This window comes from Bacillus sp. EKM501B (assembly GCF_011800505.1).
Classification (GTDB): Bacteria; Bacillota; Bacilli; order Bacillales; family Bacillaceae_G; genus Bacillus_A; species Bacillus_A cereus.
In genome coordinates this window covers 36,868-62,824 of sequence record NZ_JAALFZ010000024.1, presented here as the reverse complement: position 1 = coordinate 62,824, position 25,957 = coordinate 36,868, and the positions used below count along the sequence as shown (strand labels likewise).

Genomic DNA, 25,957 nt, shown 5'->3' with positions numbered 1-25,957 from the left:
TTCCGCAGTAGCTCAGTGGTAGAGCTATCGGCTGTTAACCGATCGGTCGTAGGTTCGAGTCCTACCTGCGGAGCCATGGCCCGTTGGTCAAGTGGTTAAGACACCGCCCTTTCACGGCGGTAACACGGGTTCGAATCCCGTACGGGTCATACAAAAAAGAGTCAGCATTATGCTGGCTCTTTTTTATTTTGTTAATCCTTTTTATTACGTTACTTTCCAGAAATAAATAAAGGAATTTTGGAAAAGCTATGGTATGTATAAAAAGGAGGAAATAAATAATGACACGAGTTAGAGACTTAATGAGTACCCATATTGTACATTGTACACCGCTAGACAATGTATATGAGGCAGCTGTTAAAATGAAGGAAGAATCAGTTGGATTAATTCCTGTTGTTGAAAATGAGCAAGTTGTTGGGCTTGTTACTGATCGTGATTTAGTCGTTCGAGGGATTGCTGAAAAACATCCTGGATCTAATAAAATTACAAATGTAATGACAACAAATATTATCTCAGTTTCTCCAAATGATTCTATTGAAAAAGCTACAGAGCTAATGGCACAGCATCAAATTAGACGATTACCAGTAGTTGATAGTGGTCAACTTATTGGCATGTTAGCACTAGGAGATTTAGCTATAAGGGAATCAGCAGATGATCAAGCTGGATTTGCCTTGAGTGAAATCTCAGAGCGTACAGAGTAAATTGAAACTTTAATTAACCGAGAGTTTAATGGTCACTCATAAAGAGCTAAATTATATATAAATTTCAGATACATTATTCTAGCATATATGGATTAAACTAATATGTTAGCGTGATGTATCTGAGACATTATATAATAAGGATACGGTTAATAATTTCGACATTTTTTTAAAATTTGTTATTCTTAATTTTTAATAAGAGAAAAGATGATATACTGATAGATATAAGTATTATGATAGATTTTGAATATAACAATATTAATTTTTAGTGGTGCGATAATAAATTAATATTTCCTACATAGATGAAAAGGGAAGGGGAATTATATGAAGGCTGTACAGGGCGATCCAAATTGGAATTTGGTTACAGATACATATATAGAACCAAATAATTTCGCTGAATTATTTTCTTTGCTTGTACCTTGTCACCCAAAAGGTGAGGGGAAAGAACGAACTATATTAGTATGGAAAGAGAAAGAATTTTATAAAGAAGAAAATTTAGCGGCATTTATCGTATATGGCATGAATAAAGCAAAGAAATTACCGCAGTTTCATAAAGATGAAATTCCAACTTTAGTGCGTATTCTTCGCTTATGCCAAGAGATTGGTTGGTATGAAGAGGCAAATGATTTTATGATAGCGCAAGGATTAGCTGAGTTTGTTCATACTTCATTGGAATATGAAACATGGGATCTTTTGACGCAATCAGTTGCTTTAAATTATTTAATTATTAAATATCGTATAGGTGAATTGACAGATAGGGATATTGAAATTTGGGATAGAGTTAAATTTAATGAGAAGTGTATAACCGATTGTAAACATTTATTATCTCATAAAGAAGTATTGGAATTTACATTTTTTTATATGTGCAAGAGAGCGAAATCATTATCAAAAGAGCAATTAAATAGTGATATGATGAGTTTAGCAATGTATTGTAATACTTTTGTATATGATTTGTATACACATGATTTATTACGGAAATATCGTAAGTGTACAGATTTCCTATCATATTATGGACCTAGTCAGGCAGTTTTAGCATGTCAAAGAGCTGTATTATCTCAAATTTCCGATCGCTTAGACCCATTAAAGACAACGCATGTAGATGATTATTTATATGTGATGAAAGAAATGATGGAGCATATGACGATAGGAGTAATGGATCGATACGGTCATTTTATTGGAAAGCTACTATCTTATGTGCCATTTTTCGAAATGATACAAGTTCCACAGCATGCATATTATTGTGAAGAATTACTGTATATTTGTAAGGGCATTGAATATAAAGAAGAAACACTACGCAATTATATATTTATACAATTACATGATTGTTTACCATCATTCTTTAGGCTATTTCTTAAAAATAAGCGTTACGCAACGATTCATGATATTCTTTTCTATTGGTGCGATGACGAACAACGAATGAGCTTAGAGAAAAAATATAATCTGAGCTTTATTTATGAAAAATATGCTTGTGGATAAACAATATTTTCGATATGAAAAATTAATATAAATTAAAAAGGATCTCCAGTTTATGTGAGATCCTTTTTTGTTAGTAAAACAAAGAGAAAGTGATTAAGACAAGAAAAAACATTCCATATAGGAGAAGTTGTTCAGTATAACTTCCTTGTATACCAAAAAAAGTATTGGCTTTCTTATACAAATTCAATATGTATTTTATTGGAGTATCTTTGAAAGATTGGAACACAGTGTCTCCTCTTTCTAAGCTTCTTGTTCTTGTTTTTGTTTTTGGTTATAAGGGACATTAATATATCTAGCTACAAATAATAAAACAGCCATAAAGAATACTGGAAATACAGTAGATAAATAAAAGCCATTACTAATTATATTTGTTATGAGAGCACTCAAAAGAAAAATAGCATTATAAATATGGGCAATTTTTTGTTTTAGTTGCACTTGAAATGATTCCATCATAATTTCTAATGCAACAAAAGCAATAATAATAGATAAAAATACAATGTTTGTATTGTAAATGATTAAACAACAGATTAAACCTAAAAAGGCTACGTATTCAATTATAAGAGGTATATTGCGTGGCATACAATTTACCTAACTAAATATGGCAGTGGATTTACTGCATTTGTTTTTTCAAAATTCCATTCTCCATTATGTAATTCAAAATGAAGATGCTGCCCGTATGAATGACCTGTGTTTCCCATATGACCTATTAATTGTCCAGTTTGTACTTGATCACCAGCTTGTACAGTGCGATCCTTCATATGAGCATAAACAGTTGTATATAATTTCCCATTGATTTGATGCGCAATGAAAACAACATTGCCATAGCTAGCTGAATAATAAGATTTCACAACTTTACCTGCAGCAGCAGCTTGGATAGAGACGTTTCCTGGAGCGGCAATATCTATACCATAATGCATTTGTTCCCAGCGTATATCAAAGGTTGAGCTAATTCTTCCTTGAGCAGGGAATTTGAAAGCAGCTGGAATTGATGAAGGTTGATCTGTTTTAGCTTGTGGTTGATTTTGTACTACATAGTGTTTTGCTACATATCCGTATCCTGTGCCAAAACGAATTTTATACCAAGTTCCTACAGTTTCTACTACTTGTACTTGTGTACCGTTTTGTAATGAACCGAGTAGAGCGCTACTTGTACTAGCGTTGCTACGTACATTTAGATTAGGTGTTGCAACAGTATATTTTGTATTATTTTGAACGGTGATTCCTTTTACTAAGGGTTGTGAACCATTAGAGATGAATGCTTTTTGTACGTAACCTGTTTGGCCATTATGCGATATTTTATACCATTCGCCTTGATCTTCTTGAACGGTAATAAACTTGCCATTTGGTAATACATCTAAAATGGAAGATTCTAAATTAGGTTCAGAGCGAACGTTTAATGCATTAGCATTAACGATGTATTGATCATTAGAATGAAGTTTGTTTTTTAGTAAAATAGCATCTTTTTGTACATAACCTACTTTATTATGAACAGATACTTTATACCACTCATTAGTTGTTTCAAGGATGTTCACTTTTGTATTAAAGCGAATTGTATCAATTGATGTGCTTTTTACGTTATCTTCTGTATGTAATGCTACTTGATCGACTTTGACATACCCAGTTTTAATATTAGATAATTGTTCAGCGTTTGCTTTTTGTACATTTGTTTCACCCATAGAAGGAAGTAAAGAAGCAATCGCTACAGTAGTTGCTGTTAAAGCAGTAGCTTTCATATTCATGGAATAGAGACCTCCTCTAGTTGTATAGTTGTAATTTTATTATAGTATAAAGATATAATATAGTGGGTGTATTCACATAAATGTAATATGAAATCAATATAAAAATAAATTTTTTGAGGATAATGATTCCTTCTTATGCAATTAATTGGGGGTTTATTTTCTAAAATAGAATGTATGTATTGTATAAATTTGATATTCTGTTAATAATTAAGAAAATTAAAAAAGTTGATGATGTCTTATTAGGGTGTTATACTGACAGTGATAATTTTATAGTTTGCTAGGAGAGCTGGTGTTGCCAGCTGAGAGTAGGCCGTAAGCCTTTGATCCTTTTTATTACCTGATCTAGATTATGCTAGCGTAGGGAAGCAATTCGGACACTAACAATGAGTCCCCGTTTCTTTGCGTATAGAAACGGGGCTTTTTTATTTGAAAATTTCATATTGAAACCACTAGGGGTGCTTGATTTGCTGAGAGAGGAATAATCCTTAACCCTTACAACACCTGATCTAGGTAATACTAGCGAAGGGAAGTGGAACATCGAATAAATGTATAACTTTATTTGCTGTAACCACTTCTTATATATAGAAGTGGTTTTTTATTTAGATACATATATTGAAAGGGGATAGAGAAATGAAATTTTGCGATAGATTATTAGAAACTGTGCAACCGGTTTGGGAGATGAGTCATAATCATCCGTTTGTAGTAGGTATGGGAGATGGCACGTTAGAAAAAGATAAATTCCAGTATTATATTATTCAAGATTATTTATATCTGCTAGATTATGCAAAGTTATATGCGATTGGTGTTGTAAAAGCAACGAATCCACAAGTAATGGGAAAGTTCGCTGAACAAATTGATGGAATATTAAATGGCGAAATGACAATCCATAAACAATATGCAAAAAGACTTGGAATTTCTATAGAGGAGATAGAGTCTGCGAAACCATCTGCTAAAAATTTAGCTTATACAAATTACATGATGTCTGTATCTCAAAATGGCACACTTGCGGAATTAATAGCAGCGCTTCTTCCATGTATGTGGAGCTATTGGGAAATTGGAAAGCGTTTAAATGATATTCCTGGAGCAAGAGATCATGAGTTTTTTGGTGAGTGGATTCAAGGATATAGTTCGGAAGAATACGGTAATCTGTGTATTTGGTTAATAGATTTATTAAATGAAATGGCAGTGGGAAAGTCTGAGACAGAACTAGAAAGATTAGAGGAGATTTTCTTATATTCCAGTCGATTTGAATATTTATTCTGGGATATGTCCTATCGTAAGGAGATGTGGGGATTTGAGGAGCAAGAACATACTACAGTTTCATAATGTTTCTTTTCATTACGATGAGAAACCAATCATCCATGAATTAAATGCTTCTATACATGAGAAAGAGTTTGTCAGTATTATCGGACCGAGTGGATGTGGGAAAAGTACTTTATTTCGCCTTATTACAGGTCTAGAAAAGGTAAGTACTGGACAGATAGAACTGACAGAAACAAAGCACCATCCTGTAGGATATATGCCGCAAAAAGATATGCTTTTGCCGTGGAGAACAATTATTGAGAATGCTGCCCTGCCGCTAGAGTGCCAAGGTGTACAGAAGAAAGAAGCACAAGTAAAGGCAAAGGAACTGTTACATAAATTTGGTTTGCAAGGGTATGAGAAAAAATATCCGAAAGATTTATCTGGTGGTATGAGACAACGTGTATCTTTTATTCGAACTTTATTAACAGGCGGGGAAATATTGCTGTTAGATGAACCATTTAGTGCGTTGGATGCTTTAACGAAGACCTCTTTGCAAGAATGGTTGTTTGAACAATGGCAAGAGTGGGAAAAAACAATTTTATTCATTACTCATGATGTTGAAGAAGCGTTATTTCTTTCAAACCGAGTTTTAGTAGTGGAACAGCAGCCGATAACGACTTTGACTGAGCGGACTGTACCGCTTGATCATAACAGAACAAGAAAAGATTTATATAAACCGGAAGTATTAGCGCTGAAAGATGAGCTTCTTAGTATGTTACAAAGGCAGGTACTTGTGTGATGAACCGATTGAAAGAATTAGTTCCTGCTATTACACTTTCTAGTATTTTACTAGCTGTGTGGGAAATAGGAGCAAGAATTGTAGATGAGATGTACATTTTACCGTCACCTTCTGCGATTGTAATGAAGATATGGAAACTAAAAGACATATTATTTACAGTTCATTTACCTGCAACGTTATACGTCGTTTTAATAGGTGTTGTTATCTCTATCGTATTAGGTGTAGGGCTAGCGATGTTAATGAATGCGAGTACATGGATGGAGAGAGCATTTTATCCATTATTAGTTGCTTCACAAACGATTCCGATTACTGCGCTTGCTCCGCTATTTGTTTTATGGTTTGGATACACAATTTGGAGTAAGGTTGTTGTCACAGTTTTAATTACGTTTTTCCCAATTGCGGTCAATACGTATGATGGACTGCGTAGTACGAAAAAAGAATGGGAGGAGCTCTTAGTTACATATGGAGCAACAAAAAGAGATATTTTTCTTAAATTAAAGTTGCCGTCTGCTCTTCCTTATTTTTTCTCAGCTTTAAAAATTGCAGTGCCGCTTAGTGTTATCGGAGCAGCAATTGGAGAATGGCTCGGTGCACAAGCTGGGCTTGGATATTTCAGTAAGAGAATGATGACGCAGTTAGATGGAGCTGGCGTATTTGCACCTATTGTATTGTTATCATTATTAGCTATTTTCTTCGTCGTAATTATTTCCATATTAGAAAAGAAATTCATTAGTTGGAGGAAGTATTCATGAAATTTTTAAAGCGCATCTTTGTGTTTACATTATTAATTGCAATAATTGCAGGATGTTCGAGTAATTCAGCATCAGACAAAAGTAAAAAAGAGAAAGAAATAACAGTCATGTTAGATTGGTATCCAAATGCGGTACATAGCTTTATCTATGCAGCAATTGAAAAAGGATACTTTAAAGAAGAAGGTGTAAAGGTAAATATTAAATTCCCTTCTAATCCGACTGATCCATTAACGCTGGCAGCAGCAGGGAAGGTAACAGTTGGCTTGTATTATCAGCCAGATGTTGTTATGGCGAGAGCGAATGAGCAAATTCCAGTGAAATCAATTGGAGCTGTCGTACGTTCACCATTAAATCATGTTGTATCACTGAAATCAGCGGGCATTCAATCACCGAAAGATTTAGAAGGAAAAACAGTAGGATACTCTGGAACACCATTAAGCGAGATGTATTTAAAAACGATGGTAAAAGAAGCTGGTGGTAATCCTGATACAGTGAAAGTAGTTGATGTTGGATTTGATTTAGTACCAGCATTAATTACGAAGAAAGTAGATGCGGTAACAGGGGCATACATTAACCATGAAGTACCTGTTATGCGTCATGAAGGCCATGAACCAGCGTACTTTAATCCAGCTGATTACGGAGTACCAAACTACCATGAGCTTGTGTTTGTAACAGGTGATAAAACGTTGAAAAAAGATAAAGAAGCGTTGCAAGCTTTCTTACGTGGTACGAAAAAAGGCTATGATTTCATGAAGAAAAACCCAGATGAAGCATTGAATATTTTATTAAATCATCAAGAAAAAGAAAACTTCCCACTTGTGCCAGAAGTTGAAAAGGAAAGTATGAAAATTTTATTAGAGAAGATGGAAACGAAAGATGAGCCATTCTTATCAGATTCAAAAGAATCTTGGGAGAAACAAAATAAGTGGCTGAAGGACAAAGGAATGACGAAAGAAACCGTCCCAGCCGATGAACTATTCGAAAATATTTTAAAGTAGGCGAATGAATATGAAAAATGAGCTCCACGTAATCTCAAATGGCCATATGCCATTCGAAGAGTTAGTGAATGTAGCGATGCAAATTGAGAGTGAGATTGATTATTTGCATATTCGTGAGCGTGAGAAGAGTACGAAGGAATTATATGAAGGTGTGGAAAGTCTATTAATGGAGGGCTTTCCGGCTTCTAAAATTGTCATAAACGATCGAATTGATATTGCAATTTTATTAAATATACCTCGTGTTCAACTAGGATATCGAAGTACAGATGTAAAGTCAGTGAAAGAAAAGTTTTCGTATTTGCATGTCGGTTATTCTGTGCATTCGCTAGATGAAGCAATAGTAGCTTTTAAAAATGGCGCGGATTCACTCGTTTATGGCCATGTATTTCCGACAGATTGTAAAAAAGGTGTGCCAGCGAGAGGGCTTGAAGAAATTTCAGACATTGCAAGGTGTTTATCTATACCGATTACAGCAATTGGAGGAATTACCCCAGAAAACACAGTGGATGTTCTTACTAACGGTGTAAGTGGTATAGCAGTTATGTCTGGAATTGTAAGTAGTAGTAACCCGTATAGCAAGGCGAAATCTTATAAGGAATCAATAAGAAAGTGGGCGGAAAAACATGTGTGAGAAGTATGATGTAGCGATTATTGGTGGTGGTGTAATTGGCAGTTCAGTTGCACATTTTCTAGCAGAAAGAGGACATAAAGTAGCGATTGTGGAGAAGCAAAGTATTGCATCGGAAGCTTCCAAAGCAGCTGCTGGTTTACTTGGTGTTCAGGCAGAATGGGATGCGTATGATCCGCTATTTGAACTTGCTAGAGAAAGCCGAGCTATATTTCCACAACTTGCAGCAGTTTTACGTGAAAAGACGGGTATTGATATTGGATATGAAGAAAAAGGAATTTATCGTATTGCTCAAAATGAAGATGAGAAGGAAAGAATTCTTCACATTATGGATTGGCAGCAGAAAACAGGTGAAGATTCTTATTTTCTAACGGGAGACCATGTGCGGGAAAAAGAGCCATATCTATCCGAATCTATTATAGGAGCAGTATATTACCCGAAAGACGGTCATGTTATTGCACCAGAGCTTACGAAAGCATTCGCACATTCTGCGGCAATTTCCGGTGCTAATATATATGAACAGGCAGAAGTATTTGATATCCGTATTGAAAATAATAAAGTGACTGGAGTTATTACAAGTGAAGGTATTGTCACATGTGAGAAAGTCGTTATTGCAGGAGGTTCATGGAGCACGAAGTTACTAGGTTATTTTCACCGTGATTGGGGTACATATCCAGTTAAAGGAGAAGTGGTTGCGGTAAGAAGTAGAAAAAAACTTTTAAAAGCACCTATTTTTCAAGAAAGATTTTACATTACTCCAAAGCGCGGTGGACGTTACGTAATTGGGGCAACAATGAAGCCACATACGTTCAATAAAACTGTGCAGCCAGAAAGTATAACTTCTATATTAGAGCGTGCTTATACAATATTGCCAGCTTTAAAAGAAGCAGAATGGGAAAGCACGTGGGCAGGATTACGACCACAATCGAATCATGAAGCTCCTTATATGGGAGAGCATGAAGAAATAAAAGGTTTATATGCTTGCACGGGCCATTATCGAAACGGTATTTTATTAAGTCCTATTTCTGGTCAATATATGGCTGATTTAATAGAAGGAAAGCAAGAAAATCATTTGCTAGATTCATTGCTTTCTAGAAGCGTTTAGAAAGGGGATGGAAGTTTGAATTTAAAAATTAATGGTAACCAAATTGAAGTGCCAGCGAGTGTAAAAACAGTAGCTGAGCTACTTACACATTTAGAGTTAGATAACAGAATTGTTGTAGTAGAGCGTAATAAAGATATTTTACAAAAAGATGATCATACAGATACATCTGTTTTTGATGGAGACCAAATTGAGATTGTAACTTTCGTAGGAGGCGGTTGATTATGTTAAACATTGGACCATTTTCATTTCATTCTAGACTTTTATTAGGAACAGGTAAATTCCCTGATTTTGACGTACAGCAAAAGGCAATTGACGTTTCTGAAGCTGAAATTTTAACGTTTGCAGTACGTCGTATGGATATCTTTGATGCAAAGCAACCTAATTTATTAGAGAAACTTGATGTGAAAAAATATACGTTATTACCAAATACAGCAGGGGCAAAAAACGCTGAAGAGGCTGTTCGTATTGCAAAATTAGCAAAAGCCTCTGGGCTTTGTGACATGATAAAGGTAGAAGTTATTGGTGATGATAGAACGTTATTACCTGATCCGGTAGAAACGTTAAAGGCATCTGAAATGTTACTGGAAGAAGGATTTATCGTACTTCCGTATACATCTGATGATGTTGTATTAGCACGTAAATTACAAGAGCTTGGCGTGCATGCGATTATGCCAGGAGCATCTCCAATCGGATCAGGACTTGGTATTGTAAATCCATTAAATTTGAGCTTCATTATTGAACAAGCGACAGTACCAGTTATCGTTGATGCCGGTATTGGTAGCCCAGCTGATGCGGCATTTGCAATGGAATTAGGAGCAGATGGCGTGTTATTAAATACAGCTGTATCAGGTGCAAAAGATCCTATTAAAATGGCACAAGCAATGAAATTAAGTATTGAAGCAGGCCGTTTAGGATTTGAAGCAGGTCGTATTGCACGTAAGCGTTGTGCAACTGCAAGTAGTCCTTTAGAAGGAATGAGCGTAGTTGAATAATCGATATTCTCGCCAAGAACTATTTTCTCCAATTGGAGAAGAAGGACAGCAAAAGATAAGAGAAAAGCATGTGCTTATTATCGGTGCAGGTGCATTAGGTAGTGCAAATGCAGAGATGTTTGTAAGAGCAGGTGTTGGCAAGATAACAATTGTTGACCGTGATTATGTAGATTGGAGTAATTTACAAAGACAACAATTGTATGCAGAGAGCGACGTAAAGAATAATCTTCCAAAAGCTATAGCGGCTAAAAAACGTTTAGATGAGATTAATAGCGATGTAACAATAGAAGCTCTCGTTCAAGATGTAACAGCTGAAGAGCTAGAAGAACTTGTTATAAATGTTGATGTAATTATTGATGCGACTGATAATTTCGAAACGCGCTTTATTGTAAATGATATAGCACAAAAATATTCTATTCCATGGATTTACGGTGCATGTGTAGGTAGTTACGGTCTTTCTTACACAATCCTTCCTAGTAAAACACCATGTTTATCATGTTTATTACAGTCGATTCCGCTTGGCGGGGCAACATGTGATACAGCGGGTATTATATCACCTGCTGTATCTCTTGTCGTTTCTCATCAAGTAACAGAAGCTCTTAAACTGTTAGTAGAAGATTACGAATCACTTCGAGATGGGCTTGTATCGTTTGATATGTGGAAGAATGAGTATTCATGTATGAATGTGCAAAAACTTCGCCAGCATAATTGTCCTTCATGCGGAGAGAATGCATTATATCCGTATTTAAATAAAGAGAACACATCAAAAACAGCAGTTTTATGCGGGCGAAATACAGTTCAAATTAGACCACCTCATAAAGATGAAATAAATTTTGAACAATATAAAGAGTTGTTGGAAGGTCGTGTGAATGATTTAAATATAAATCCATATTTACTATCATTTTCTATTGAAGACAAGAGGTTAGTCGCCTTTAAAGATGGCCGTGTGCTCGTACATGGAACGAAAGATATAAGCGAAGCAAAAACGATTTATCATCGCTATTTTGGATAGAAAAGGATGAGTGGGATGAAAGTGAATAAAGCTTTAACAATTGCAGGGTCTGATAGCGGCGGCGGTGCTGGAATTCAGGCAGATTTAAAAACATTCCAAGAGCTTGGTGTATACGGAATGACGGCTATTACGGCGATTACTGCTCAAAACACGCTTGGCGTTCAAGGGGTATATCCTGTTCCGTTAGAAGGTATTACAGAACAGTTGAATTCAATTGGTACGGATTTAACACCAGATGCAGTGAAACTAGGAATGTTATTTAGTAGTGAAATAATTCAAATTGTTGCAGAACAAATTAAAAAGTTTGGCTGGAATAATATTGTGCTAGATCCCGTTATGATTGCAAAAGGCGGTGCATCATTATTACAGCAAGAAGCAGTTCAAGCATTAAAAGAATATTTATTACCAGTAGCAACTGTTATAACACCGAATGTCCCAGAAGCAGAAGTGTTAACTGGGATGGAGATTCATAATGTTGAAGATAGTAAGGAAGCTGCAAAAGTATTGCATGAATTAGGTGCTAAATATGTGCTTATGAAGGGCGGACATGCAGAATATCAAGGGAATGAAGTAATTGATTTCCTCTTTGATGGAGAAAAATTTATTGAGTTTAGAAGCGAGCGAATTCCTTCAAAGCAAACGCATGGAAGTGGGTGTACATTTGCTTCAGCGGTTACAGCAGGACTTGCGAAAGGATACTCAATTGAAGATGCTGTTCAAGAAGCAAAACGATTTATTAGTATAGCAATTGAAGAGCCATTGAATATTGGTAGTGGCCATGGGCCGACGAATCATTTTGCATATAAAGTGAATAGAATGCGTGCATAGGTAAGTGAAAAGCCAGTTTTATAACTGGCTTTTTTTCTGTTTACTTTTTCAAAATACAGGAGTAATATATCAGCCAGAATACATTTTTTTGTAAACGCTGAGTCCAATTATATGGAGCGGAGGAACCAATTTGTGCGTAGGCACTAGGGGTGAATCTTTCAAGTTTGAAAGTAGGGCTACTCTCAAAGTCCGAATCCGACAGCTAACTTCGTAAGCGTCTTGAGAGAGGACGGTGCCATGATGGATACATCACTTCATCGATCTGATTAGTATAGGAGAATATCAATCTATGTTTGATTTCTTTTATACTAAGGAGGATGAGGTACATGGAACTAACACTTATTTGTGTTGGAGAAGAAAGTAAGGTAGATAGTTTAAGAGATCTAGTATCATTTCAACATGAGTTAATTATTTTTACAGCAAATGAAGAGATAGCGGCTGAAGTTAGGAATTGTGGGTTTGATTGGACTTATAGCTGCAGTAAGGAGCAGGACTTTACTAGTATTTGTGAGTGTATTAAGAAGGTGATTTTACTAGGGGATGAGCTTCCAATCGTTAGTTTTTTCACAGAACACATTCGCTTTTCTTTTCAAGCACCTATTACTGTTGTTACAAGGAATAAACGATATCCAGCGAGGCTCTATGAAACAATTGGAGCTAAGTTTGTCGTGTTTACAAATTGTGATAATATTTCTTTTTTATTTTTTGAATAGGGCGGGGGAAGAAATGATGAAGGTACTATTACTTGGAGATATAGCAAATCGTTGGGCAGTATCGGTAGAGCGAGTTCAAGAATTGGTTCAGATCGATCCCCTTTTTCCAGGGCCGTATATTATATTACCATCAAAAGATGCTTTGTATTTAGAGGTGGATATTACCGAGTATGAGCAGCTACATGCAGAATTGACACAAGTTTATATTCGCGGGAGAAATTTACGTGCATTTTTACGAGGAGAATAAAGGTTGAATAAAAAGAGCGAATGCTGAGTGCAACAAGCTATGCACTTCATCTCATTCGCTCTTTTTATTTCATATTTAAAAGGTCATTTTTAAGAAAAGAGAAGAGAAATAAAGAAAATAGATGAAATAATAGTAATAATCTTCAATGTAAGCGTTTAAATGAATGTAAATATTATTATTTTCAGTAATTTACCCCTTTACAAGTGAAATATAGAGGAGTATATTTACTCTCATAAATCATTCATAAAATTTCCAAAAAAACCTAAAATCGCTGAGTTCCAGAAATGGAGCGGGGGAACCAATTTTGTGCATCGTCACTTGGGGTGAATCTTTCAGTTTTGAAAGTAGGGCTACTCTTTAGGCCCGAATCCGACAGCTAACCTCGTAAGCGTTTAGAGAGGAGGTTTACTTTTTGTTGTTCATTTTTTGAACACTGAGTAGAGCTCAGTGTTCTTTTTTAATATTTAAATGGTAAATTTTAACAAAAACAAAGCGAGGGATAGCTATGTTAGATGTTGTAATGGTCGGGATTTTTATTTTATTAGTTGCATCAATGGCAAGTCTTGCAAGTTGGTCAGATAAAGTTGTGAAAGAAGGAAAGCAATCATGATGATTGTCTTATCGGTTATTGTCGCAGCAATTACAGTGTATTTAGTGTATGCATTATTAAATCCAGAGAAGTTTTAATTAGGGGGAATCATTCATTATGATTTGGGTTGCAGTCATTATTACAATGCTCTTGTTTATTTTAGTAGCAAAGCCAACGGGGATTTATTTAGAAAAAGCTTTTCAAGGTAGCAAAAAGCTAGATAAAGTATTCGGGCCTTTTGAAAAAATTATTTTTAAAATTACGGGTGTAAAAGAATACAATCAAACGTGGAAACAGTACGCATTATCATTAGTTTTACTCAACGGATTTATGATTGTTATTGTATATTTCATTTTCAGATTACAAGGTGTATTGCCGCTAAATCCAGCGCATATTGAAGGAATGGAGCCTACGCTCGCTTTTAATACAGCAATTAGTTTTATGGCTGATACAAACTTACAGCATTATAGCGGTGAAAATGGCTTATCTTATTTATCACAATTAATCGGGATTACATTTTTAATGTTCGCAGCACCAGCAACAACATTAGCGCTCGTTATGGCATTTATAAGAGGGCTCGCTGGAAAAGAACTCGGTAACTTTTTCGTTGATTTTACGAGAGCGTTAACGAGAGTATTTCTTCCTATCGCTTTTATTACGGCGTTAATCTTTGTCGCTCTTGGTGTACCGCAAACGTTAGATGGGGCTGTTACAGCACATACGATTGAAGGTGCAAAGCAAAGTATATTACGCGGACCAGTTGCATCATTCGTGTCCATTAAGGAACTTGGAAATAACGGTGGTGGATTTTTCGGAGCAAACTCTACGCATCCTTTTGAAAATCCAGGGCAAATGAGTAATATTTTGCAAATGATGCTTATGATGTTATTACCAACTGCACTTCCCTTTACGTACGGACGAATGGTAGGAAATAAAAAGCAAGGTCGTATCCTTTTCGTATCACTATTCATGATGTTTTTACTAGGATTTATCACAATTACGACATCTGAATTACATGGAAATCCAGTATTAAATGAAATGGGTATCCAGCATGTACAAGGAAGTGCAGAAGGAAAAGAAGTGAGGTTCGGAACAGTATTTTCTTCCCTTTATGCGACAGTAACGACTGCTGCGGAAACAGGTGCTGTTAATACGATGCATGATACGTTAACACCAATTGGTGGTTTAGTACCACTCGTAAATATGATGTTAAATACAGTATATGGCGGCGTTGGAGCAGGCTTTGTGAACATTATTATGTATGCAATTATCGCGGTGTTTATATCTGGGTTAATGGTTGGACGGACACCAGAGTTTTTAGGTAAAAAGATTGAAGGTAAGGAAATGAAATTAATCGCGGTCACGATTTTATTTCATCCATTGCTCATTTTAGGCTTTTCGGCATTAGCTCTTTCAACAAATTTAGGGACGGATGCTATTTCTCATTCCGGTTTCCACGGTTTAACGCAAGTTGTATATGAGTATACATCGTCAGCTGCGAATAACGGATCTGGATTTGAAGGATTAGGAGATAATACACCGTTTTGGAATATTACGACTGGTTTAGTTATGTTTTTAGGACGTTACTTCAGTTTAATTACGATGCTAGCTGTGGCAGCTTTGTTGAAAGAAAAAACGGTAGTGCCAGAAACAGTCGGAACGTTCCGTACAGATAATAGTTTATTTGGTGGCATCTTCATCGGAACAATTGTAATTGTTGGTGCATTAACATTCTTCCCGATGTTAGTACTCGGACCAATTGCAGAATTTCTTACATTGAAGTAATGGAGGGTAAATGATGAGACCGGTAGTAGTAAAAGAAAAACAATTAAATGAGTCACAAATACATGCTGTAGAAGATGAAGTTAGACAAGCGAAAACGATGGATCGTGATATCGTAACACATGCGATGAAGCAATCCATTGCGAAATTGAATCCGAAAGTCATGATAAAGAATCCGATTATGTTCGTTGTGGAAATTGGATTTATCATTACGTTCATTTTATCTTTTCTTCCAAGTAGTTCTAGTAGTATACCAGGTTGGTTTAATATAACAGTTTCTCTCATTCTATTATTTACAGTTTTATTTGCGAATTTTGCAGAAGCATTAGCAGAAGGTCGTGGTAAAGCGCAAGCCGATTCTTTAAAGCAGTCGAAGAAAGATGTGTTTGCAAATGTTGTAAAAGAAAATGGAGACATTGTCCAAGTTTCAGCAACTGATCTTACAAAAGGTGACGTTGTTATCGTAAAACAAGGAGAAATGATTCCGAATGATGGCGAAGTAATCAAAGGATTAGCATCTGTAGATGAATCTGCAATTACAGGGGAATCAGCTCCTGTTATAAAAGAAGCAGGCGGTGATTTTTGTTCTGTAACAGGTGGAACGATGGTCGTAAGTGATGAAATTACAATTGTCATTACGAGTAATCCTGGTGAATCATTTATAGACAAAATGATTTCTTTAGTAGAAGGAGCTGCTCGTCAAAAAACGCCGAATGAGATTGCTTTAAATACAGTATTAACGAGCTTAACTCTTATTTTCTTGATCGTCGTTGTGACGTTGCCGATTTTTACAAATTATTTAGGGTTTCAAATTGATACTGCTGTGCTAGTTGCATTATTAGTTTGTTTAATTCCAACGACAATTGGTGGGCTATTATCGGCAATTGGTATTGCTGGGATGGACCGTGTGACAAAGTTTAACGTGTTAGCGATGTCGGGGAAAGCAGTAGAAGCTGCTGGCGATATTAATACAATTATTTTAGATAAAACAGGTACGATTACTTTTGGGAACCGGATGGCTCATACATTATTGCCTGTAGGAAATGAAACGATTGAGCAAGTTGGAAAGTGGGCCGCTATTAGTTCTGTTTTAGATGAAACACCAGAAGGTCGATCTGTTATCGAGTATGTGCAGGGAAAATCTATATCATACAATAGAGAACTTGCAGAACAAGGTGAGTTTGTTCCGTTTAAAGCAGAAACGAGAATGAGTGGTGTTGATTTACAAGACGGAACGAAAGTGAGAAAAGGTGCTGTAGGTGCCGTTATTGAATGGGTTGAGTCACAAGGCGGAATAATTCCGAAAGATGTAAATCAAAAAGCAGACTTAATTTCAAAAGAGGGTGGAACACCACTTGTAGTTGCAGTAGATAATCGTATTTACGGTTTAATTTATTTAAAGGATACAGTAAAACCGGGTATGCGTGAGCGTTTTGAACAGTTACGCCAAATGGGGATTAAAACGGTTATGTGTACAGGTGATAATCCGTTAACGGCAGCAACGATTGCAAAAGAAGCTGGAGTAGATGAATTCGTTGCCGAGTGTAAACCGGAAGATAAAATTGCTGTTATTAAAGCAGAGCAAGATAAAGGGAAACTTGTAGCGATGACAGGTGATGGTACAAATGATGCTCCAGCATTAGCACAGGCGGACGTTGGATTAGCGATGAACAGTGGTACGACAGCAGCGAAAGAAGCGGCGAACATGATTGATCTAGACTCGAACCCAACGAAAATTATTGAGGTTGTAGGAATCGGTAAGCAATTGTTAATGACACGAGGTGCTTTAACGACGTTTAGTATTGCGAATGATATAGCGAAATATTTTGCAATCATTCCAGCAATGTTTACACTTGCGATTCCGCAAATGGAGGCATTGAACATTATGAAATTAACATCACCACTGTCAGCGATTTTATCAGCATTAATATTTAACGCTGTTATTATTCCATTACTCATTCCGTTAGCGATGAAAGGTATTGCATATAAACCGATGAGTTCTAATGCATTGCTTAGCCGAAACTTACTTATTTATGGGCTTGGCGGAGTTATCGTTCCGTTCATTGGAATTAAGGTAATTGATATGATTGTCGGCTTGTTCATATAAGGAAGAGGGGAAAAAGATGGAGAAGAAACAAAGTATGCTATCACCAATTATCCGTATTACTTTTACATTTCTAGTGTTGTGTGGACTTGTATACCCACTTATTGTTACTGGTATTGCACAAGCAGTGATGAAGGATAATGCGGATGGAAGTCTAATATATAATGATAAAAATGAAGTGATTGGTTCTAAATTAATTGGTCAAAACTTCACGGATCCACGTTATTTTCAAGGGCGTGTTTCTAGTATTGAATATAAGGCTGAAGCATCTGGTTCAAATAACTATGCACCATCTAATCCAGATTTAGCAAAGCGAGTAGAGAAAAGTATTGCGGACTGGAAGGAAAAAAATCCAGCTGTTCCAGTCACAGAAGTACCGATAGATTTAGTGACAAATTCAGGTTCAGGGCTTGATCCTGATATTAGTCCAAAGGCGGCCTCGGTGCAGGTGGATCGCATCTCGAAATTAACGAATATTCCGAAAGAAAAACTTAATCAATTGATTAAGGATCAAACGGAAGGCGCTGCACTCGGCTTGTTTGGAGAAGATCGTGTGAACGTCTTAAAATTAAATTTAGAGTTACAGAAATTAATAAAATAGCAACAGTGCTACCTCAATCTAAAGGATTGAGGTAGCGTTGTTTCGAATGAAAGGTAGTGTTTATTTTGTATGCAGATGATTATGAACCGAAGTTTCAAAGGCGAACGCCAGAGGAATATTTAGAATATATTCGTCAGCAAAATCGGGGAAAGTTAAAGCTATATGTAGGAGCAGCTCCAGGCGTAGGAAAAAGTTATAAAATGCTCTTTGATGCAAGGGAAATGAAAAAAGATGGAATTGATATTGTAATTGGTTTAATTGAAACGCATGGAAGAAAAGAGACGGAAGAAGCAATTGCTGATTTAGAAAAAGTTCCTTTGAAAGAAATACAGTATAAAGGAAAGGTATTTTATGAGCTTGATGTGGAAGGAATAAAAAAACGCGCGCCGCAAGTAGTCGTAGTGGATGAACTTGCTCATAGTAATGTTCCTGGTTCTAAACATAAGAAACGTTATATGGATGTGCAGGAATTGTTAGAGGCTGGTATATCGGTATTATCAGCTTTTAATATTCAACATTTAGAAAGTGTTCATGATATTGTAGCTCAAATTACGAATGTAAAAGTAAGAGAACGAATTCCAGATTTTATTTTACAAAAAGCAAATGAAATTCAGCTCGTTGATGCAACGCCTGAGGTATTAAGGAAGAGACTAATAGACGGAAAGATATATAAAGAAGAAAAAATTCAGCAAAGCTTACAAAACTTCTTTACACTTAATAATTTAGGAGCACTTAGGGAATTATCACTTCGAGAAGTTGCCGATGATATGGACGAGAAAATTAGCCAAACAGTAATAGAACCAATTGGCGTAAAAGAAAAAATTCTCGTTTGTGTACAATACAGTTCAACAGCGGAGAAATTAATAAGACGGGGATGGCGCATGGCTGATCGATTAAATGCTGAATTGTACGTATTAAACGTTGAGAGGGAAAATATAGATTCTATTTCAGCTGGAAAAAAGCAGACGATTGAAGAGTGGAAATCGTTAACCAATCAATTTGATGCGAGTTTTGTATTAGAAGAGGCGAAAGGGAGAAAACCAGCGGATGTTATTATTGAAGTCGCAAGAAGATTACAAGTGACGCAAATTTTACTTGGACAATCTGCAAGAACAAGGTGGGAAGAAATACGAAAAGGCTCTATTGTAAATGAAATTATGAGACAAACAAAGTATATTGATATTCATATTGTTGCGGATCAAAGAGGGTAAAATAGAGCCGACATTTTGGGGGCTCTATTTTAATTTTTGTACAGCATGAAAACTTAGCATTTTCATTGCATATAAGATTACAAGTAAAAACATAATTGCGCCTAGGAAGAAAATCCAAAAGTAATTTTGGTTAAATAAAAGAAATCCACCTATAAGTGGCCCTGTACCCATACCAAGATAGCGGATGAAGTTGTATATACCGATAGCTGTTGCACGTTCTTGTACGAATTCTTCTGTTAATAAAGTAGTGTGAGTTGGCATAGAAAGTCCCATACTAAAACCGTACAAAGATGTAACGATAATGATGAATGGGATATTGATGTTATATGTGAAAGAGAATAAAAAGACACATATAATATTGAAGAAACTCGTAATAAATAAAGTTGGCTTTGTTGTGAGGCGTTTTTGCAAAAACTTGTAGCAAAAACTTCCTAGCATGATAGAAAGAGACATTGGCACAAACATAAGACCAATTTCATTTGCAGCTAAATGAAATGAATTTGTTAAAATACTCGGTAAAAAAACGAGAAAGCAAAAGTAAATACAAAATTGAATGAAGCCAATAAGAGTAATAGAAAATCCAGTTTTATTTTTTAAGATAAGAGAGTAATTCTTTTGTGCTTTAGACTGCTTAATTACATTTGGCTTTGTTTCTGGAAGTAGTGAAATGTTTATCATTAATAAGATAATGCCAAGTGTAGATAAAAAGAGAAATACAGATAAGTGACCATTTATACTGCCAAGATAACCACCTATGAGAGGAGCCATTGCAGGTGCGAGGGCAAGTAACATTTGGTATAGGCTCATCGCTTCTCCGCGTTCTTTTCCTTCAAATAAATCGCCGATAATCGTTGCTGAAACTACAGGTATAACCGCTATTCCTATAGCTTGAACAGCTCTAAAAAAGAGAAATAAATAAATGTTTGCCGAAAAAGCACATCCGATTGAAGCAATCGTACTAATAATTAAACTAGGAATAAGGACAGATTTTCTCCCTTTTGTATCAATTAAAGGGCCATATATGAGCTGCATAATCGCAAGAACGAATGTAAAAAGTGAAACTGTTACATTTACAAGATAAAGAGAAGTATGAAAAGAATTTTGAATCATCGGTAAGATAGGTGTGTAAATATTTTGAGCGAAGGAACCGAATAAGGCACTAATACAGACAACATATAAAATAAAAGTTAGTTTAGATTTTTTCATCATGTTAACCTCCTTATTATTTAGTTTCCTAGGAAACTAAATTTATTTTAACATGATTTTCTCACTTGTAAAGATGAAAAAATGGTTTTAAAATGGTATATAGTTAAATTGTTTCTTTGGAAACTTAGGAGGCGAACGGATTGAAGCATGCAACGAAGCAAATGGAAATACTTTCGGACATTCGTACACTTTTGCATAAAAAAGAAGAACATTTAAAACGACAAAATGAGAAGTTTCTTCGTGAGACAGGTGTAAGTAGTATGTCTTTATCTGAGTTACATGTAATCGAATGTATCGGAAAAAATGGTTTGATAAATGTAACGGCAATTACGACAGAAATGGGCATGACGAAGGGAGCAATCTCTAAAATTTGTACAAAGTTGTTTCAAAAGCAATTCGTTGAGAAGATGCAAATGTTAGATAATCAAAAAGAAATCTTCTTCCGCTTAACGGAAAGTGGGAATAAAATATATAAAGCTCATGAAAAATTGCATAAGCAAGCTGAAGAAAAGTGGTTGTTACTTTTAGATGGATATACGAAAGAAGAGCAAGATTTTATTCAAAGGTTTATAAAGGATGTCTCCGGTCATTTGGAAATATAATTGGAAGAAAAAACTCCTTTTTCTCAAGTCTTTTAAATATAATTTCTGAAAGAACTCATATATAATAGAAAAAGATACTTAACATGGTGAATAATTAAAGAGTCAATATATATAGAGGAGAGAGTAACATGCTTGAAAATACGGGGTTAGTATTAGAAGGCGGCGGTATGCGTGGTGTGTACACGGGCGGGATATTAGAATATTTTATGGAACAAGATTTATATTTTCCATATGTAATTGGTGTATCAGCTGGTGCTTGTCATGCAGCGTCGTATCTTTCCAGACAAAGAAATAGAAATAAAACGGTCAATATTGATTATGCATCACATCCGAAATATTTATCGTATAAAAACTTATGGAGAAAACGGCAGTTATTTGATATGGATTTCATTTTTCATGAAATTCCAGAAAAGCATGTGCCGTTTGATTTTGAAACATACTTTAATAGCCCGGAACGTTTCCTTGTAGGAACGACGGATTGTGAAACAGGGCAATCTGTTTATTTTGAAAAAGAAGGAACGAATGATGATGCGCTAAATTTATTACAAGCGTCTAGTTCATTGCCTTTCATTGCACCAGTAGTAAATTACCGCGGTAAACAACTGTTAGATGGCGGGATTTCTGATCCAATTCCAGTTCGTAAAGCGCAAGAGGATGGATTTAAAAAATCAGTCGTTATTTTAACGAGAAATCATGGCTACGCGAAGAAAAAATCAAAGTTTGGATGGGTTGCAGCGAAAGCTTATAAAAAATATCCGAACCTTGTTAACACGATGCTGAATCGTTATGAAGTGTATAATGAAACACTTCACTACATTGAAAAAGAAGAACAAGCTGGGAATTTATTTGTTATTCGCCCAGAAGTGCCGCTTCAAGTAGATCGTATGGAAAAAGATACAGCAAAACTACAAAATTTATATGAGCAAGGCTATGAAGATGCAAAGAGACAGTTTGCAGATTTGCAGGCGTTTTTGCAAAAATAAGTACTAGGCTGTGGAGATGGAGTTCTCTGCAGCCTTTTTTTGTATTGCTTGCTTATCCGTTACTTTTTAAAAATGTATGAATGTTTAAGTGTTTAAAGAGTTTGTAAAACATCGGGGTTTCTTGTTGAGGAGAATTTATTTGAAGGATATTATGATGATGTAGCGCTACTAAACTATTAAATTTATGAGGCGATTGTTAATGAAAGGAAAAGTTTTTTCAATTACGACTTTAGTATTATTAGCAACATCAATCTCAACAAGTGCATTCTATCCAACTCTAAGCGGTCACAAAAGCGGTAACCTACTATCTTACAGAGCTCAAACTACTACGAATCAAAATGCATCTCGTTGTTCAGTAGCAATTTCTTTTATTAAATCAAATGGAAATAATTCATATATTGAAAGCGCTTCAGACAAATTAGGATCCCATGAATCTGGAAGAGCATTAAACGCAACTGTGAGTAATGGTGCATATAACGCCTTTGGTGCAAAAGGACTATACTCGGAGCATTATGCAAATGAGAATAATGACTATCAAGAAGATACACACAAAGGTACTTTTGATAGTAATGGTAACTTACGATTACAGTGGTAAAAAGCATTAAACAGTTGTCTTTATAAATATTTAGATAAGGAGAAGGGGATGTTCATCATCTCCTTCTTATTTAAAAGGAGCACAGACATGTACCTAGCTTTTAAAAATATAAAAAGCAATAAACTGTTTTTCTTAATTCTCCTTATGTCATTTTTTATTTCTTTTCTTTCTATATCAATAGCCGCACTTTTAACAGAGTCTAAACGAAACTTTATATCGGCTTTTCAAATCGGTTTTCCAGAGAAGAACCAAGTTTTAACTGTTCCGATAGCGAATGCAACTGAATTGGAAGAGATAATTTCTTTCATACAAGATACTTTTGTTAAAAGTGATATTTATGTAGAGCATTTAAAAGCATTAAATAGTTCAGGGGCAACAAAGATCATAGCTGTGAATTTAAAAGATGATTATTATTGGAAGCCATATATTTCTGAAGGACAATATTTTCATCATGAAAATGTAAACGATATGGTTGTTGGCGATCAAACGAATGTAGAGGAGTTATATGAATTTGATGATACATATAAAAAAATAGGAACTATATCAAGAAAAGACAGTGACGTCGGTGTAGCAGGCATATACGTTCCACTTCAAAACTTACCTACTATATCTAAAAAAGGTATTATCGAGAGTAAACAATTACAATTAACAGTTGTTAATCCTACATCATCTATTCATAACGAAATAAAAAAGTTTATGGGTAGGAGTAAAGAAGTGCTTTCGGGAGATGTTCAAATGCTGAATGAACGAGATCTTCAAGAACTACATGTGACACATATAGATCCAGCAAATAAGTATTATTATAAATTTATTCTTGTTGCAATTGTTTCTGGCATTTCTGCGGTTTTATTTTGGATTTATAAAAAAGAAAGAGAGATTTCATTAAAAAAAGCAGTAGGTGCTTCTAATATATCTATCTACTGCGAACTATATATTCAAATTTTGTTTATTTCTCTAGCAGCGATGTTCTTAGTTTTTATTACGTTAGAAATATTTTCGGGAACAATTCATACTTATTTTCAGACATACTTAGTAAAACCGTTAACACTATATGTATTGATATGCAATGTTATTTTTATAATTTTTCTTACAATTTTTGTTACTGTAATTCCAATCAAGCACATTATAAATATATATCCTGGAAAACATTTAAGAACGTAGGAGGTCGTCATGTTTTTTATATTTGATTCTATACGGTCTGTGAAAAAACGGTTGTTACCAAGTTTGATTATAGTAATTTCTTTAATTATTGCATTTTCTTCAGCAATAGAATTTGTTAGTAATCTTTCGGGATATCGAAAAATGATGACGGTAGCAAATAATTTATCGACTCATAAAAATTTCTATGAACTTTATGCGACGCAAGATATAACCTTGTTTAGCGAAGAAAAAGCGAAAAATGATTATCAACATTTCATGCAAGGGTTATCTAATATGATACCAATAACAAATAAAACTAATTATCTGTTCCGTAACTATTCACTTAGTTTAAAAAAAGAAAATGGAACGATAAAGACTCTTATTGTTGATAAAGATATTAATAAGTACTTTTGTATACGAATTTCACAAGGAAGATATTTTGAGGAATCGGAATTTCATAAATCAGTATTTGATATTAGACCTGTTATATTAGGGGCTAATTATATAGAAAAGGTATCTATTGGTGATGTTATACCATCTGGAAAAATGAAGCTAAAAGTAATTGGTTTTTTAGAAAAAAATTCACCATTTACATATCCTCGAAGTGGTGAAATATCGGATAATCGTATTACATTATTAGATGACATGGCGATTTTACCAATTGGAACAGAAGAAATAGAGTTCTATAGTGTAGAACTTTTATACAATGGGTTAATTATAGAAACAAATGATAAGATAAATATAAATGAACTTCAAAAGAAAGTATTAAAGGTAACAGAAGGTAAGGGTTATTCGTATTATGTTACAAATCCGAATAAATTGTTAGAAAACGAAAAACAAGGTATTGATAATATGTCATACCCCTTATTATTAAGCGGTACAGTCTTATTTTTTTCATTTCTATCTATTGTATTAACATCAATGGCAGCACTTTATATGGAGCGTAAAAATATTTCTATTAGATCAGCGTTAGGTGCAAGCACTTTTCAAATATGTCTTCCATTTATTATTGAGTATATGTTGTTATTCGTTTTAGCGATATGTATAGGCATAATGTATTTTCAATGGGAGAATAGCGGAGTAATTGAAATTCAGAAAGGGCTAGAAAATAGTATAGTATCTTTCTTTGGAACGTTAAAAGTCTCTATAGAATCATTGGTTGTTATAGGTGCTTTATCACTTGTAATGGTCCTCGTTATATATGCAATCATTTATTTCAATGTACTAAAAATAAAAAATACATATATGAAAGAGGTGTTATAGATGATTCAGCTCGCAAATGTGGCTAAGGGATACGGAAAGAGTAATTTTAGTGCTTTACAAGATATTAATCTTACAATAGAAAAAGGCGAAATGATAGCCATTATGGGACCATCTGGTTCTGGGAAATCAACCTTGCTTAACATTATTGGCTTAATTGATAGCCCCTCTACTGGAAAGTATTTTTTAGATGGAATGGATACGAGTACATTCAAGTCAAATTATCATAAGTATAGAAACACGGAAGTTGGATTTGTGTTTCAGAACTTTTCGCTATTAGATGATTATACAGTTGTTGAAAATGTAATGCTTCCGCTTATATATAGAAGAATTTCTCATAAGAAACGTATGCAAATATCAAAAGAAATGCTGAAAATGGTAGGGCTTGAGAGGCATATTAACAAATATCCTTACGAGTTATCAGGAGGAGAACAGCAAAGAACAGCAATAGCAAGGGCTTTAGCACAAGATACAAAAATTATACTTGCTGATGAACCGACTGGTGCTCTTGATCAAGAAAATGGGGAGAAAATTATGAGTATTTTACAAGAGATTAATAAAGAAGGAAAAACAGTGTTAGTTGTTACACATGATCAAAAGGTAGCTGCATATTGTCAGAGGACGATACGGTTACTTGATGGTTGTATGGTATAAT

29 protein-coding genes, 2 tRNA genes and 4 riboswitches are annotated in these 25,957 nt (G+C 35.0%); of the genes, 28 read left to right on the top strand and 3 right to left on the bottom strand.

What is annotated here, in order from left to right:
- Position 1 precedes the first annotated feature (1 nt).
- From HFD78_RS26025 to HFD78_RS26010, 4 genes are all read left to right on the top strand, one after another.
- Positions 2–76: transfer RNA gene (locus tag HFD78_RS26025), tRNA-Asn, on the top strand.
- Between the two features lies 1 nt (position 77).
- A tRNA-Glu gene (locus tag HFD78_RS26020) sits at positions 78–149 on the top strand.
- Between the two features lie 129 nt (positions 150–278).
- Positions 279–698 (top strand): CBS domain-containing protein, encoded by a 420-nt coding sequence (locus HFD78_RS26015; protein ID WP_000199011.1) that lies wholly within the window; start codon positions 279–281, stop codon positions 696–698.
- Positions 699–1,019: 321 nt separating this feature from the next.
- On the top strand, positions 1,020–2,171 hold the full coding sequence (locus HFD78_RS26010) for a DUF3965 domain-containing protein (protein ID WP_000648912.1): 1,152 nt from the start codon (positions 1,020–1,022) through the stop codon (positions 2,169–2,171).
- Positions 2,172–2,411: 240 nt separating this feature from the next.
- On the opposite strand, the gene HFD78_RS26005 is transcribed toward HFD78_RS26010, so the two are convergent.
- Entirely contained in the window at positions 2,412–2,750 is a 339-nt protein-coding gene (locus HFD78_RS26005) for a hypothetical protein (protein ID WP_001137824.1), read from the bottom strand.
- Between the two features lie 5 nt (positions 2,751–2,755).
- Complete coding sequence (locus HFD78_RS26000; protein WP_001056031.1) at positions 2,756–3,910, bottom strand: SH3 domain-containing protein; 1,155 nt, start codon at positions 3,908–3,910, stop codon at positions 2,756–2,758.
- Between the two features lie 269 nt (positions 3,911–4,179).
- Positions 4,180–4,291: riboswitch (TPP riboswitch) on the top strand.
- A 60-nt stretch (positions 4,292–4,351) separates the two neighbouring features.
- Positions 4,352–4,455: riboswitch (TPP riboswitch) on the top strand.
- Between the two features lie 85 nt (positions 4,456–4,540).
- Between HFD78_RS26000 and tenA the strand changes: the two genes are divergently transcribed.
- From tenA to kdpDN, 18 genes are all read left to right on the top strand, one after another.
- Positions 4,541–5,236 carry a thiaminase II gene (tenA, locus tag HFD78_RS25995; RefSeq protein ID WP_000666828.1) on the top strand — a complete coding sequence of 232 codons (696 nt, stop codon included), beginning with the start codon at positions 4,541–4,543 and terminating at the stop codon, positions 5,234–5,236.
- Complete coding sequence (locus tag HFD78_RS25990; RefSeq protein WP_001256793.1) at positions 5,205–5,954, top strand: ABC transporter ATP-binding protein; 750 nt, start codon at positions 5,205–5,207, stop codon at positions 5,952–5,954. The genes tenA and HFD78_RS25990 overlap by 32 nt, the downstream gene beginning before the upstream one ends.
- Positions 5,954–6,706 carry an ABC transporter permease gene (locus tag HFD78_RS25985; RefSeq protein WP_001080856.1) on the top strand — a complete coding sequence of 251 codons (753 nt, stop codon included), beginning with the start codon at positions 5,954–5,956 and terminating at the stop codon, positions 6,704–6,706. The genes HFD78_RS25990 and HFD78_RS25985 overlap by 1 nt, the downstream gene beginning before the upstream one ends.
- Complete coding sequence (locus HFD78_RS25980; protein ID WP_000670416.1) at positions 6,703–7,704, top strand: ABC transporter substrate-binding protein; 1,002 nt, start codon at positions 6,703–6,705, stop codon at positions 7,702–7,704. The genes HFD78_RS25985 and HFD78_RS25980 overlap by 4 nt, the downstream gene beginning before the upstream one ends.
- Positions 7,705–7,714: 10 nt before the next feature.
- A complete protein-coding gene (gene tenI / locus HFD78_RS25975; protein ID WP_000787170.1) occupies positions 7,715–8,335 on the top strand; it encodes a thiazole tautomerase TenI in 621 nt (206 codons plus the stop codon).
- Complete coding sequence (gene thiO / locus HFD78_RS25970) at positions 8,328–9,437, top strand: glycine oxidase ThiO (RefSeq protein WP_000333310.1); 1,110 nt, start codon at positions 8,328–8,330, stop codon at positions 9,435–9,437. The genes tenI and thiO overlap by 8 nt, the downstream gene beginning before the upstream one ends.
- 15 nt (positions 9,438–9,452) lie before the next feature.
- Positions 9,453–9,656 (top strand): sulfur carrier protein ThiS, encoded by a 204-nt coding sequence (gene thiS, locus HFD78_RS25965; protein ID WP_001049502.1) that lies wholly within the window; start codon positions 9,453–9,455, stop codon positions 9,654–9,656.
- A gap of 2 nt (positions 9,657–9,658) precedes the next feature.
- Complete coding sequence (gene thiG, locus HFD78_RS25960) at positions 9,659–10,429, top strand: thiazole synthase (RefSeq protein WP_000931981.1); 771 nt, start codon at positions 9,659–9,661, stop codon at positions 10,427–10,429.
- On the top strand, positions 10,422–11,441 hold the full coding sequence (thiF, locus tag HFD78_RS25955; protein WP_001065413.1) for a thiazole biosynthesis adenylyltransferase ThiF: 1,020 nt from the start codon (positions 10,422–10,424) through the stop codon (positions 11,439–11,441). Before thiG ends, thiF begins: the two co-directional genes overlap by 8 nt.
- Positions 11,442–11,456: 15 nt before the next feature.
- Positions 11,457–12,269, top strand: a complete 813-nt coding sequence (thiD, locus tag HFD78_RS25950) for a bifunctional hydroxymethylpyrimidine kinase/phosphomethylpyrimidine kinase (RefSeq protein WP_000867378.1) — start codon at positions 11,457–11,459, stop codon at positions 12,267–12,269.
- A gap of 85 nt (positions 12,270–12,354) precedes the next feature.
- Positions 12,355–12,502: riboswitch (cyclic di-AMP (ydaO/yuaA leader) on the top strand.
- Positions 12,503–12,595: 93 nt separating this feature from the next.
- Positions 12,596–12,982 (top strand): hypothetical protein, encoded by a 387-nt coding sequence (locus tag HFD78_RS25945; RefSeq protein ID WP_000424067.1) that lies wholly within the window; start codon positions 12,596–12,598, stop codon positions 12,980–12,982.
- A 13-nt stretch (positions 12,983–12,995) separates the two neighbouring features.
- The gene (locus tag HFD78_RS25940; protein WP_001985933.1) at positions 12,996–13,229 is read left to right on the top strand and encodes a hypothetical protein; all 234 of its coding nucleotides are present in this window, start codon (positions 12,996–12,998) and stop codon (positions 13,227–13,229) included.
- Positions 13,230–13,488: 259 nt separating this feature from the next.
- Positions 13,489–13,634: riboswitch (cyclic di-AMP (ydaO/yuaA leader) on the top strand.
- Between the two features lie 100 nt (positions 13,635–13,734).
- Complete coding sequence (locus HFD78_RS25935; RefSeq protein ID WP_000887894.1) at positions 13,735–13,839, top strand: SipW-dependent-type signal peptide-containing protein; 105 nt, start codon at positions 13,735–13,737, stop codon at positions 13,837–13,839.
- Positions 13,836–13,916, top strand: a complete 81-nt coding sequence (kdpF, locus tag HFD78_RS25930) for a K(+)-transporting ATPase subunit F (protein WP_000973728.1) — start codon at positions 13,836–13,838, stop codon at positions 13,914–13,916. The genes HFD78_RS25935 and kdpF overlap by 4 nt, the downstream gene beginning before the upstream one ends.
- A gap of 19 nt (positions 13,917–13,935) precedes the next feature.
- Positions 13,936–15,603, top strand: coding sequence for a potassium-transporting ATPase subunit KdpA (gene kdpA, locus HFD78_RS25925; protein WP_000638321.1), 1,668 nt, complete (start codon positions 13,936–13,938; stop codon positions 15,601–15,603).
- Between the two features lie 13 nt (positions 15,604–15,616).
- Positions 15,617–17,707 (top strand): potassium-transporting ATPase subunit KdpB, encoded by a 2,091-nt coding sequence (gene kdpB / locus HFD78_RS25920; RefSeq protein WP_001247992.1) that lies wholly within the window; start codon positions 15,617–15,619, stop codon positions 17,705–17,707.
- 16 nt (positions 17,708–17,723) lie between these two features.
- Positions 17,724–18,305, top strand: coding sequence for a K(+)-transporting ATPase subunit C (gene kdpC / locus HFD78_RS25915; protein WP_000412616.1), 582 nt, complete (start codon positions 17,724–17,726; stop codon positions 18,303–18,305).
- 56 nt (positions 18,306–18,361) lie between these two features.
- Entirely contained in the window at positions 18,362–19,516 is a 1,155-nt protein-coding gene (kdpDN, locus tag HFD78_RS25910) for a KdpD-like non-kinase potassium sensor (protein ID WP_002060772.1), read from the top strand.
- Between the two features lie 24 nt (positions 19,517–19,540).
- On the opposite strand, the gene HFD78_RS25905 is transcribed toward kdpDN, so the two are convergent.
- Entirely contained in the window at positions 19,541–20,722 is a 1,182-nt protein-coding gene (locus HFD78_RS25905; protein WP_097863008.1) for an MFS transporter, read from the bottom strand.
- A 140-nt stretch (positions 20,723–20,862) separates the two neighbouring features.
- Here HFD78_RS25905 and HFD78_RS25900 point away from each other — a divergent pair, with 140 nt between their 5' ends.
- From HFD78_RS25900 to HFD78_RS25875, 6 genes are all read left to right on the top strand, one after another.
- Positions 20,863–21,324 (top strand): MarR family transcriptional regulator, encoded by a 462-nt coding sequence (locus HFD78_RS25900; RefSeq protein WP_000679676.1) that lies wholly within the window; start codon positions 20,863–20,865, stop codon positions 21,322–21,324.
- Positions 21,325–21,452: 128 nt separating this feature from the next.
- Positions 21,453–22,307 carry a patatin-like phospholipase family protein gene (locus HFD78_RS25895; RefSeq protein ID WP_000892677.1) on the top strand — a complete coding sequence of 285 codons (855 nt, stop codon included), beginning with the start codon at positions 21,453–21,455 and terminating at the stop codon, positions 22,305–22,307.
- Positions 22,308–22,506: 199 nt separating this feature from the next.
- Positions 22,507–22,902, top strand: a complete 396-nt coding sequence (locus HFD78_RS25890) for a hypothetical protein (protein WP_000676983.1) — start codon at positions 22,507–22,509, stop codon at positions 22,900–22,902.
- Positions 22,903–22,989: 87 nt separating this feature from the next.
- Positions 22,990–24,063: an ABC transporter permease gene (locus HFD78_RS25885; RefSeq protein ID WP_000280231.1), complete on the top strand. Its 1,074-nt coding sequence runs from the start codon at positions 22,990–22,992 to the stop codon at positions 24,061–24,063.
- A 9-nt stretch (positions 24,064–24,072) separates the two neighbouring features.
- Positions 24,073–25,305, top strand: a complete 1,233-nt coding sequence (locus HFD78_RS25880) for an ABC transporter permease (protein ID WP_097863009.1) — start codon at positions 24,073–24,075, stop codon at positions 25,303–25,305.
- Positions 25,306–25,956, top strand: coding sequence for an ABC transporter ATP-binding protein (locus tag HFD78_RS25875; RefSeq protein ID WP_000615295.1), 651 nt, complete (start codon positions 25,306–25,308; stop codon positions 25,954–25,956).
- Position 25,957: the final 1 nt, after the last annotated feature.

Excerpts from the sequence above, each read along its gene's own strand:
- kdpC (WP_000412616.1), top strand. The coding sequence starts at position 17,724 with ATGGAGAAGAAACAAAGTATGCTATCACCAATTATCCGTATTACTTTT.
- HFD78_RS25895 (WP_000892677.1), top strand. The coding sequence starts at position 21,453 with ATGCTTGAAAATACGGGGTTAGTATTAGAAGGCGGCGGTATGCGTGGT.
- kdpB (WP_001247992.1), top strand. The coding sequence starts at position 15,617 with ATGAGACCGGTAGTAGTAAAAGAAAAACAATTAAATGAGTCACAAATA.
- HFD78_RS25980 (WP_000670416.1), top strand. The coding sequence starts at position 6,703 with ATGAAATTTTTAAAGCGCATCTTTGTGTTTACATTATTAATTGCAATA.
- kdpF (WP_000973728.1), top strand. The coding sequence starts at position 13,836 with ATGATGATTGTCTTATCGGTTATTGTCGCAGCAATTACAGTGTATTTA.
- HFD78_RS25890 (WP_000676983.1), top strand. The coding sequence starts at position 22,507 with ATGAAAGGAAAAGTTTTTTCAATTACGACTTTAGTATTATTAGCAACA.
- thiD (WP_000867378.1), top strand. The coding sequence starts at position 11,457 with ATGAAAGTGAATAAAGCTTTAACAATTGCAGGGTCTGATAGCGGCGGC.
- HFD78_RS26010 (WP_000648912.1), top strand. The coding sequence starts at position 1,020 with ATGAAGGCTGTACAGGGCGATCCAAATTGGAATTTGGTTACAGATACA.
- HFD78_RS26015 (WP_000199011.1), top strand. The coding sequence starts at position 279 with ATGACACGAGTTAGAGACTTAATGAGTACCCATATTGTACATTGTACA.
- HFD78_RS25940 (WP_001985933.1), top strand. The coding sequence starts at position 12,996 with ATGATGAAGGTACTATTACTTGGAGATATAGCAAATCGTTGGGCAGTA.
- HFD78_RS26000 (WP_001056031.1), bottom strand. The coding sequence starts at position 3,910 with ATGAATATGAAAGCTACTGCTTTAACAGCAACTACTGTAGCGATTGCT.
- HFD78_RS25880 (WP_097863009.1), top strand. The coding sequence starts at position 24,073 with ATGTTTTTTATATTTGATTCTATACGGTCTGTGAAAAAACGGTTGTTA.
- HFD78_RS26005 (WP_001137824.1), bottom strand. The coding sequence starts at position 2,750 with ATGCCACGCAATATACCTCTTATAATTGAATACGTAGCCTTTTTAGGT.
- tenA (WP_000666828.1), top strand. The coding sequence starts at position 4,541 with ATGAAATTTTGCGATAGATTATTAGAAACTGTGCAACCGGTTTGGGAG.
- thiO (WP_000333310.1), top strand. The coding sequence starts at position 8,328 with ATGTGTGAGAAGTATGATGTAGCGATTATTGGTGGTGGTGTAATTGGC.
- HFD78_RS25985 (WP_001080856.1), top strand. The coding sequence starts at position 5,954 with ATGAACCGATTGAAAGAATTAGTTCCTGCTATTACACTTTCTAGTATT.
- HFD78_RS25885 (WP_000280231.1), top strand. The coding sequence starts at position 22,990 with ATGTACCTAGCTTTTAAAAATATAAAAAGCAATAAACTGTTTTTCTTA.
- thiG (WP_000931981.1), top strand. The coding sequence starts at position 9,659 with ATGTTAAACATTGGACCATTTTCATTTCATTCTAGACTTTTATTAGGA.
- kdpA (WP_000638321.1), top strand. The coding sequence starts at position 13,936 with ATGATTTGGGTTGCAGTCATTATTACAATGCTCTTGTTTATTTTAGTA.
- HFD78_RS25945 (WP_000424067.1), top strand. The coding sequence starts at position 12,596 with ATGGAACTAACACTTATTTGTGTTGGAGAAGAAAGTAAGGTAGATAGT.
- HFD78_RS25875 (WP_000615295.1), top strand. The coding sequence starts at position 25,306 with ATGATTCAGCTCGCAAATGTGGCTAAGGGATACGGAAAGAGTAATTTT.
- tenI (WP_000787170.1), top strand. The coding sequence starts at position 7,715 with ATGAAAAATGAGCTCCACGTAATCTCAAATGGCCATATGCCATTCGAA.
- HFD78_RS25935 (WP_000887894.1), top strand. The coding sequence starts at position 13,735 with ATGTTAGATGTTGTAATGGTCGGGATTTTTATTTTATTAGTTGCATCA.
- HFD78_RS25905 (WP_097863008.1), bottom strand. The coding sequence starts at position 20,722 with ATGAAAAAATCTAAACTAACTTTTATTTTATATGTTGTCTGTATTAGT.